The 10,438-nt window shown below is 71.8% G+C and carries 4 protein-coding genes and 1 pseudogene (1 of these 5 running past the window's edge); 4 read left to right on the forward strand and 1 reads right to left on the reverse strand.

Going from position 1 to position 10,438, the window contains the following annotated elements:
• Positions 1–24: 24 nt before the first annotated feature.
• A complete protein-coding gene (locus tag D455_RS0104360) occupies positions 25–2,964 on the reverse strand; it encodes an AfsR/SARP family transcriptional regulator (protein WP_241480157.1) in 2,940 nt (979 codons plus the stop codon).
• Positions 2,965–3,162: 198 nt separating this feature from the next.
• On the opposite strand from D455_RS0104360, the gene D455_RS0104365 reads away from it, so the two are divergent.
• The 4 genes and pseudogenes from D455_RS0104365 to D455_RS29180 form a co-directional block, all read left to right on the forward strand.
• The gene (locus tag D455_RS0104365) at positions 3,163–3,549 is read left to right on the forward strand and encodes a hypothetical protein (protein ID WP_017569547.1); all 387 of its coding nucleotides are present in this window, start codon (positions 3,163–3,165) and stop codon (positions 3,547–3,549) included.
• 229 nt (positions 3,550–3,778) lie between these two features.
• Positions 3,779–4,501: a hypothetical protein gene (locus tag D455_RS0104370; RefSeq protein ID WP_017569548.1), complete on the forward strand. Its 723-nt coding sequence runs from the start codon at positions 3,779–3,781 to the stop codon at positions 4,499–4,501.
• Positions 4,502–4,665: 164 nt separating this feature from the next.
• On the forward strand, positions 4,666–6,711 hold the full coding sequence (locus D455_RS0104375) for a flotillin family protein (protein ID WP_017569549.1): 2,046 nt from the start codon (positions 4,666–4,668) through the stop codon (positions 6,709–6,711).
• Between the two features lie 11 nt (positions 6,712–6,722).
• Positions 6,723–10,438: pseudogene (locus tag D455_RS29180) on the forward strand (DNA repair ATPase); it runs 1,313 nt beyond the window's last position.

Here is a 10,438-nt window from a genome sequence, read left to right on the forward strand (position 1 = left end):
GGAGGACGGAGAGCGGGACCCGGATCAGGAGTCGACCTCGGCCAGGGCCCGCTCCACGTCGGTCACGCCCTGCTCGTCGCGGACGCGCTCGTAGATCTCGCGGGCCTGGAGCAGTATGGGACGGGCCTCCTCCGGATTGCCGCCACCGGTGTACGCCCGAGCCAGGTCATGGAGGAGCAGCGCCTCCCCCACGGGATCGTCCATATCCCTGACCAGGTCCAACGCGCTGCCCAGATTCCGCAGAGCCGACGCGTGCTCCCCGTCCAGGAGGTCGGTCTGCCCGATCAGGCGGAGCACCTGGGCGCGCCCTCGAACATCGCCGCTGCGTTCGGCGAGGGACCGCGCCTCGTTCAGGTGCTCCCGACCCCGGTCGATGTCGCCTCCCAGGGCGCGCAGGTGGCCCATCAGCATCAGGCTGCGCCGCTGGCCGCCGAGGTCGCCGACCTTCAGGAAGCCCTCAAGGGCGAGCTCACTCTCCGCGAGCGCGGACGCGTCGTTCTCCTCGTGGCGGTCCATGAAGGCCAGGTGGGTGCGGACCAGCGCCTCTCCGCGGACCTCGCCCAGCTCGACGAACTCGGCCAGGGCGCCCTCCAGCAAACGTCGCCGCTCCTCCTGGCCGTAGCGGTGGCTGATCACGTTGGCCAGCCCCTCCGCCAGGGCCGCCGCGCCCAGTCGGTCGCCCGCGGCCGTGACGACGGGTTCGGCACGGTCGTAGAGCTCGGCGAGGTCGTCCACGTACCCGCGCCGCATCAGGAACATGGAGAAGCCCACGGCCAGTTCCCAGCACTGCTGGTGCAGACCCTCGTCCGCCGCCTGGGACACGGCGTGGCGCAGGTTGGCTCGCTCGGCCTCCAGCCAGGTGTAGGGATCGGCCAGCAGCCGGTCCACGTACCCGTCGGGCGGAACCCACCGGAGCGCGTCCCCGCGTACCTGGAGGTAGTCCCCTCCCAGGAGGCGGCGGTTGGCCTCGTCCAGCAGGGCGAGCCAGCCGCCCAGCAGGCGTTCCACCGCCGCCCGACGGGTGTCGGCGGTCACGTTCCGGATCAGCTGCTCTCGCGCGTAGTCGCGCACCAGGTCGTGGAAGCGGTAGAGCGGCTCGCCCGCGGCGTCCACCCCCACCACGTCGAGCATGTGCGCGTCCACGAGCGGCTCGGCCAGATCGGAGGGAAAGGGGGAGTCGTCGTCCAGCAGCGCTCCCGCCGCCCAGGCCGGGATGGTGGGCGCCTCGGTCAGTCCGAGCAGGGCGAACACCCGGCTGGTGCGGGGGCGGAGCCCGTCATGGGTCAGCGACAGACTGGCCCGAACGGTCATGTCCCCGTGGCTGAGCTCGTCCAGGCGCCGCCGTTCGTCGGCCAACCGGTTCACCATTCCGGCCAGGGGCCAGTGCGGGCGGGCGGCCAGGCGCGCGGCGACGATCCGCAGGGCCAGGGGAAGCTGGCCGACGGCGTGAACGAGGGCCCGCGCCGCCTCGGGTTCGGCCTCCACCCGGTTCCTGCCCAGGACGCGGGCGAGGAGCTCCAGGGAGGCGTCGTCGGACAGGATGTCCATCTCCACCAGCGTGGACCCGGGCAGGCCGGTGAGTCGGGCCCGCGAGGTGACGATGACGCCGCACCCGGCGCCGCCCGGGACGAGCGGAGCGATCTGGCCCTCGTCGGCGGCGTCGTCGAGGACGACCAGGACACGCCGGGCGGCCAGGATCCCCCGGTACATGGCCGCGCGTTCGTCCACGTCCTCGGGGATGGCCTGGCCGGGGACGCCCAGCGCCCGCAGGAAGCGGGCGAGCACGTCGGCGGGCTCCAGGTGGGTCTCCCGGGTCCCCCTCATGTCGCAGTACAGCTGCCCGTCGGGGTAGTGGTCGTCGGCCAGCACGCGGGCGACGCGCACAGCGGTGGCGCTCTTGCCGACACCGGGCCTGCCGACCAGTACCGCGACCCCGACGGCGCCCTCGGCACCGACCAGGGCGTCCTCCACCGTGGCGACGACGTCGTCCCGGCCGACGAAGTCCGCGGCGGCCGTGGGGAGCTGGTAGGGGGTGACCTCGGGAGCCGGGGCCCGGGAGGGCGCGCGCGGCGGCGCTTCCGGTGCGGCCCCCGTGTGCTCCCCGTCCTCCCGTCCCGGAGGGGCCGCCGCGGACGGCTCCGGTGGGGGGACGGCCGCGACGGGAGGGTCAAGGCCGGGGTCGCCCGCGAGGATGGCGCTCTCCATGTCGCGCAGCCGCGTGCCGGGGTCGAGGCCGAGCTCGTCCACGAGCAGTTCGCGGCCCACTCGGTAGACCTCCAGGGCCTCGGCCTGGCGGCCGGACCGGTACAGGGCCAGCATGAGTTGGGCCCGCAGGTTCTCGCGCAGGGGGTGGGCCTCCACGAGCGCGGTGATCTCCGAGACCAACCTGGCGTGGTGTCCCAGGCGCAGTTCGATGTCGAGGTAGGCCTCGATCGCGTCCATGCGCTCCTCCTGAAGGCGCAGGGCCTCCGAGCGCAGGACCTCGTTGTCGGTCCCGCTCAGCGCGGGGCCGCGCCAGAGGGCCACGGTGGAGCGCAGCAGCGCGGCAGCCTCGGTGTCGCGCCCCTCGCGGACGAGTTCGGCGGCGTCGCGCATCCCGAGGCGGTGGAGTTGGGCGTCGACGGACTCCGCGGGCGCGGAGAGCACGTAACCGGGCGGACGCGTGTGGATGGTGGCGATCGCGGGCGGGAGCAGACGACGCAGGCGGGAGACGCAGATCTGGACCTGGGTGCGCGCGGTCTCGGGCGGATCGTGGTGCCAGAGCACGTCGACCAGGCGGTCGGTGGACACCACGTGGTTGAGTTCGAGGAGCAGGGCCGAAAGGACGACCTGCTGCCGCCCCGGGGGGACCCGGACCGGCCCGTCCTCACCCTCCACCTCGACGGGGCCGAGGACGCGGAAAAGCACTGGTGGCCGGTTCTCGTTGTTGTCGCGATCCGCTTTGATCGAAGCCTCCCCAACCACGTCGGCCAACACCGGGATTCCACGACGCCCGGGAGTAACATATATCATTGTCCGCCATTTCCCCGGTTCTTCCGGGGATCCCGGCACGGGATGTTCACTCCTCATTCCACCGGAATAACGAGGTGATAGTCCCGGGATCGCGAACTCACCGACGATGCGTAACGACCGAGAACCGGCAGCAGTGATCACGGGACGGCCATGGAACATCCACCTGAGGAGCGGCGGACCGTCGCACCCAGCGCCCACGCGGTGGCTCTGGGTGTCGACCACGTACGCCTGTCCTACGTGTACCTGGATCGGCGGGACACCGAGGGGTACGCCTCCCTCGTGGATCCGGGATCGGATCCCCTCAGCGCGGGCGCGGTGCCCCGCACCCGGTCCGACCGCGTCCCGCCGCCCCCCTCCGCGGGAGGCCACCACGAGCTGCACCGCGTCATCTCCGGGAACGATAGCGTGGCCGTGGTCGGGACCTACGTACGAAACGACGGCGGACGACGCGATTTCGTCGACGTGTTCACCATTTCCGAGCACGGGCTTTTACTGACCCGGAAACGATTTCAGCCCGTGGAGCAACAACTACTCTGAGCGAAGGATTTCCCGGAGAAAGGGGACCTGGTTCCGGACCATGGACCGGCGGTCACGGTTCCGCCACCTCGGGTGTTTACCGGCCGCGGCTTTCCGTTCCGGCAGGCCCCCCTCCCCGGCCGCAAGCGGTCAGCGACGGACCTGGGGGCGTACAGGAACAGGGGGTTCGGTAGAGTTCCTGAGCGGATCGCCGTCAACGGTGTTGACCCCAGCGTGAGGGAGTACGGGGATGGAACTTTTCCTGAGTACGGCCTTCGGCTTTCCGACGGTCGTCTTCACCCCGCTGCTGATCGTGGTCGTCGCCTACTGGCTGCTCGTGGTGGCCGGTGCCACCGACTCCGAGGTCCTCGACAGCGTGGACGCCGACGGCGACGCCGTGGGGCTGAGCGCCCTCATGGGCCGTGTCGGCCTGGGGGGAACCGCGCCGAAGGCGTCCGTTGAGGGCGGTGACCCGTCCCGCGCGCAGCGCCCCACGGGCGATGGCGGGCGACGGGCGGGCGTTCCGGTCACCGTGGCGCTGAGCATGATGATCGGTGTCGCCTGGTTCGTGAGCATGATGGGAGGCATCATGACCAGCCTTCTGGACATCACCTCCACCCCCCTGCTGATCGCCCTGGGCCTCGTGGTCCTGGTCATCGCGCTCGTGGCCGCGTGGGCCGTCACCAGCGGACTGGTCATGTCGGTGCAGCGGTTCCTGCCCAAACGCCGCGGCGACTCCAAGCACGAACTGGTCGGACGCACCTGCGTGATCCGTATCGGCGAGGCGAGCGAGGGCTTCGGACAGGCCGAGATCACCACCGCGGGCGGCGCGTCGATCTCCATCCCGGTGCGCACCACCGGCGGCGAGGTCCTGCCCGTCGGCAGCACCGCCCTGATCTTCGACCACAGCGCCGAGGACGACGTCTTCCTGGTCACCCACTTCGACGCCGCGCTGGACCCCGGCCAGAGCTGACGCGCACCTCTCCGGGGCCTCCCCTCCCGACCACCCGGTACGTGGAACCGTTCGGTCCCGGGCGCCGTCCCATCCGTTGAGCGCACCGGTCCGGTCCCCCGCCGCCGACCCCTCCCCGACGCGCTCCTCCCCCTCCGCACACAACCGCAGAAAGAGACCCCCACGTGTTGCTGAGTGCTACCACGAGCGGCCAGGAGGCAGCGGACGCGGCCTTCCTGACCGTCGGTGTCGCCATCGCCGTCGGCCTCGTCGTCCTCGTCGCCCTGATCCTGATGATCACCCGGCTCTTCCGCAAGGTCGAGCAGGGCAAGGCGCTGATCATCTCGAAGGTCCGCGACGTCCACGTCACCTTCACCGGCGCGATCGTCCTCCCGGTCCTGCACAAGGCCGAGATCATGGACATCTCACTCAAGAGCCTCACCCTCGAACGGCACGGCCGCGAGGGGCTCACCTGCAAGGACAACATCCGCGCGGACATCAAGGTCTACTTCTACGTCCGCGTCAACGAGACGGCCGAGGACGTCAAGAAGGTCGCCAAGGCGATCGGCACCGAGCGCGCCAGCGACCAGGACACCCTCCAGGAGCTGTTCAACTCCAAGTTCTCCGAGGCGCTCAAGACGGTCGGCAAGCAGTTCGACTTCGAGGAGCTGTTCACCCAGCGCGAGGAGTTCCGCCAGGCGATCATCTCCCTGATCGGCACCGACCTCAACGGCTACATCCTGGAGGACGTGGCCATCGACGAGCTGGAGCAGACCCCGCTGCACCAGCACGACGCCAACAACATCCTCGACGCGCAGGGCATCTCCAAGATCACCGAGCGCACCGCGATCGAGCACAAGCGCACCAACGAGTTCGAGAACGACCGGCGCAAGGAGATCGACCGGCAGAACACCGAGACCGCCGAGACCCTCGCCGAACTGGAGAAGCGCCGCGAGGAGTCCACCGCCAAGGCCAAGCGCGAGATCGAGATCATCCGCGCCCGCGAGGAGGCCGAGACCGCCCGCGTGCAGGCCGAGGAGCGGCTCAAGGCCGAGACCGCCAACATCCGCACCTCCGAGGCGCTGGGGGTCCAGCACGAGAACCAGCGGCGTGAGATCGCGGTCGCCGAGAAGAACCGCGAGCGCGTCATCGCCATCGAGAGCGAGCGCATCGAGAAGGACCGCGTGCTGGAGGTCATCGGGCGCGAGCGCGAGACCGAGCTGAGCCGCATCGCCAAGGACAAGGAGGTCGAGGCCGAGAAGCGCGAGGTCGCCGACGTCGTCCGCGAGCGGGTCGCCGTGGACCGCACCGTGGCCGAGCAGGAGGAGGCCATCAAGCGCCTGCGCGCCGTCGAGGAGGCCGAGCGCACCCGCCAGGCCGTCATCATCCAGGCCGAGGCCGAGGCCCAGGAGAACCTGGTCAAGGACATCAAGGCCGCCGAGGCGGCGGAGGCCGCCGCCAAGCACCGGGCCGCCGAGGAGCTCACCCTGGCCGAGGCCCGCCAGCAGGCCGCCGAGCTGGACACCCGCGCCAAGATCCGCCTGGCCGAGGGCGTCCAGGCCGAGGCCGCGGCCGCCGGTCTGGCCGAGGTCCAGGTCCAGCAGCAGAGCGCCGACGCCCTGGAGAAGGTCGGTCGCGCCGAGACCGCCGTGGCCCGCGAGAGGGCCCGGGTCGACGCCGAGGCCGTCGAGCAGAAGCTGCGCGCCGAGGCCGCCGGTCTCACCGACAAGGCCGAGGCCATGGCCGCGCTCGACCAGGTCAGCCGTGAGCACGAGGAGTACCGCCTGCGGCTGGAGGCCGAGAAGGAGGTCCGCCTGGCCGGGATCGACGTGCACCGCCAGGTCGCCGAGGCCCAGGCCACCGTGCTGGCCACCGGCCTGGAGAAGGCCGACATCAACATCGTCGGCGGCGACGGCGCGTTCTTCGACCGCATGGTCAACTCCATCGGCCTGGGCAAGGCCGTGGACGGCTTCGTCGGCAGCTCCCAGACCGTGCAGGCCCTGGGCGGCGACTGGCTCAACGGCGAGGGCGACTTCGCCGGGGACATGCGCGAGGTGCTGGCGTCCGTGGACACCGAGGACGTCAGGAACCTCACCGTCTCCGCGCTGCTGCTCAAGCTGATCGGCGCGGGCGGACCGCAGGCCGACAAGCTCAACGGCCTGCTCGGCACCGCCCGTTCGCTGGGCGTGGACCAGCTGCCCGCCACCGCACTCGCCACCACCAAGCAGTGAGGCAGTCCTCCGTGACCGAGGCCCTGTCCCAGGACAACGACGACACCGGGCCGGACGCCGGGGACGCGCGTTCGCTGGACGCGGGCACCTACGAGGTGCTCCGCGCCCGGCTGCGCGAGCAGACCGGCGAGCTGGCCCGGCGGACCGACGAACTGAACGCACGCCGCCTGGAGGTGTTCGGCGGCACCGAACTGACCCTGCTCGGCACCGAGCGCATCCGCACCGAGCACAACTGTGTGCCCCGGGACATCGTGAGCGTGGGGCGTTCGGTGGGAAGCGGCGCCGACGGCGCCGTGATCCTGTTCGGCTACAACGTCTTCATCGGCATGCAGCGGCGGACCCACGTCCCCGACGTGTTCTCGCTGCACCGGTACGAACACGACGGCGACGGCTTCGCCTTCACCGACGCCGACGGGGCGGCCGTCCCCGGGCTGCTCGACGACGAGCGGTTCCGGCAGGACTTCGACCAGCTCTACCGCTACTACCGTGACGCGCACCTGCTCCAGCTGCGCCGGGTCGAGGAGCGGCTGCTGGCCGTGTTCCAGACCGGACCGAGCACCGAGGACGTGCGCGTGCTGCGGTGGTCGGTCTCGCCCACCGGCGAGATCGCCTACCTCGACTCCCGCGGGGAGCGCGACCACGTGTTCCCGCCCGCGCACGACTTCACCTGGGTGGAGACCACCCGCGAGGACCACGTGGCGGGCCGCCATCCGCACATCTCGATCCTCGACGAGCTGTTCGTGGAGACGGTCGGCGGAGACCTGACCATCAAGGTCGAGAACAACACCGAGGTCGGCGAGGGCGTCTACAGCGAGCCCGTGGACGAGCGGCTCCAGAGCCTGGCCGACGCGGCGGTGCACTACGCACGGGTGGGCGCGCTCATCCTGCTGCGCGTCCTGCCCTACAACGAGAGCGCGTGGCGGTACCTGGTCTTCAACACGCGCACCAAGGAGGTCGAGCGCCTGGACGGGGGCNNGTCCTGCCAGCGCCTGCCCGACGACCAGGGGCTGATCTTCCCCGGCGGCTACTACCTGGCCACCGGGGTGGCGAGGACGTTCGACACCGACGTCACCGACCTGGAGTTCGAGCGCGTGGTGCGCTCGCCCAACGGCGAGGACGTGCTGTACGTCTTCCACTCCCGGGCGGACGGCCGCAGCCTGCTGCTGCCGTACAACACCATCCGCAAGGAGGTCGCCACCCCGATCGTCTGCCACGGGTACTCGCTGTTCGACGACGGCACCATGACGGTGTTCCGCGACAACTCGGGTGAACCGACCCGCGTGCACCCGATGCAGGTGTGGCGGACCCCGTACGTGTCCGACGTGTACGCGGCGGCGCAACCCGTGGGGACCGGCCCGCTGGAGCGGATCGGCAACGCCGAACTGGTGCGGGGCGTCTCCGAGTGCCTGTCGGTGACGCGGATGGTCGAGGACATGCGGCCGTCCACCGAGGTGTTCGAGGCGCTCATCACCGCCTGCCGCCGGGTGTCGGACCGGTTCCACTGGCTGGGTGAGGAGGAGCTGGGCGACCTGGCGGCCCCGCTGTCGCGGGTGCGCGAGACCGCGGCGCGGGTGCTGGAGGAGTTCGAAACCGTCCAGACCCTGACCCGGCAGGCCGCCGACACCCTGGCCGAGGCGGAGGAGAGGGCGACCGCGCTCATCCGCACGGCCCGCGGGGAGACCCCGCGGTCGGCGGAGGGCTGGGTGGCGCGGCTGACCGAACTGCGCCGGGCCCAGGGGCGGGCGGCCACGCTGCGCGAGACGCGCTACGTGGACACCGAACGCCTGGAGGCGCTGGACGGCAGGCTCGCCGAGGAGATCGACGCCACCGGCCGCCGCACGGTGGCCTTCCTCGAGCGGGACGACGCCTTCGCCGGGTACCACGACGAGGTGGACCGGCTGGTCGGGGACGCGGAGGGCATCGACGCGGTCAGCGAGGCGGCCGCGGTCGGCGAGCGCGTCGCCGAGCAGACCGAGGGCCTTCAGGTGGTCACCGAGGTCGTCGGTTCGCTGGACATCGGCGACGCCCGGGTACGCACGCGCATCCTGGAACGGGTCAGCGAGGTGCTGGCCGGGATCAACCGGGCGCGCGCCACGCTGGAGACGCGGCGCGGGGAGCTGCTGGCCCTGGAGGGGAGGGCGGAGTTCGCGGCCGAGTTCGCGTTGCTGGGGCAGGCGATCACGGGCGCGCTGGCCGCCGCCGACACCCCCGACCGGTGCGACGACCAGCTGGGGCGGATCATGCTCCGGCTGGAGGACCTGGAATCGCGGTTCGCCGAGTTCGACGACTTCCTCGGGGAGCTGGCGGACAAGCGCGAGGACGTGTACGAGGCGTTCTCCACGCGCAAGCAGGCGCTGGTGGACGAGCGGGCGCGGCGGGCCGACCGCCTGGCGTCGTCTGCCGCCCGCGTGCTGGAGGGGGTGCACCGGCGGGTCGCGACGCTGTCCACGCTGGAGGACGTCAACACCTACTTCGCGTCGGACGCGATGGTGGCGCGGCTGCGCCGCACCGCCGAGGAGATGCGCGAGCTCGGCGACACCGTGCGCGCGGAGGAGCTGGACGGACGGGTCCTGGCCGCCCGGCAGGAGGCGGGGCGTGCCCTCCGGGACCGCGCCGACCTGTTCGAGGGCGGCGCGGGCGGCGAGACGATCCGGCTGGGCAGGCACCGCTTCGCGGTGAACACCCAGCCCATCGACCTCACCCTCACCCCGCACGGCGGGGAGATGTCGGTGGCGATCACCGGCACCGACTTCCGCGCACCGGTCATCGACGAGGACCTCGCTCGGACGCGGCACCTGTGGGACCGGTCGCTGGTGTCGGAGAGCCCGGAGGTGTACCGGGCCGAGTACCTGGCCGCGTCGATCCTGGCCGCGGCCGAGGAGGGCGCGGACGGGCTGTCGCTGGAGGGACTGCGCCAGGCGGAGATGCACGCGGAGGGCGCGGAGGACTCGGGGGGCGGGGACGGGGCGTCGCTGCTGGCGGTCGTGCGCGGTGTCGCCGAGGCCCGCTACGACGAGGGGTACGAGCGGGGCGTGCACGATCACGACGCCGCGCGGATCCTGTCGGCGCTGCTGCGGCTGCGCACCGGCGCCGGTCTGCTGCGGTACCCGGGCGCGGCTCGTGCGGCGGCGCAGCTGTTCTGGGCGTTCGGCGCCGCCGAGGAGCAGCGGTCGGCGTGGCGGACGCGGGCGGCCTCGCTGGCGCGGGCCCGCTCGGTGTTCGGTATGCGCGGGTCGGCGGCGATCGACGGGCTGCGCGCCGAGCTGGCGTCCGGTGTGGACGGTTTCCTGACCGACACCGGGCTTTGTCAGGACGTCGATCTGGACCTGGTGGGCGAGTACCTGTTCGAGGAGATCGCCGCCGAGGCGCCCGGGGAGCGGGGTTTCGTGTCCGGCGCGGGCGCCCGCCTGCTGCTGGACCGGTTCCACCGGGCGCTCGACAGCACGAGGGAGACCACGCGCGCGTCCTTCGAGGAGGACCTGCGCGGGCTCGACGGCGACCTGGCGGCGCGGTACCAGCTGGTGACGGCCTGGCTGGAGGCGTTCGCGAGCACCCTGGAGGAGGTGGACCCGGGCGACCTGCCCGAGGCCGCCGCGATCGAGCTGGCCGGGAACGCCGTGGACCGGTACGAGTCCTCGGCCGCCGTCCACGAGAGCGTGGGCGGGCTGTTGGGCTCGCACCCGCGTGTACGCGAGCGGTCCCTGGAGGTGCGGCTGGGCGGGTTTCT

This window comes from Nocardiopsis halotolerans DSM 44410, assembly GCF_000341065.1.
Lineage (GTDB): Bacteria > Actinomycetota > Actinomycetes > Streptosporangiales > Streptosporangiaceae > Nocardiopsis > Nocardiopsis halotolerans.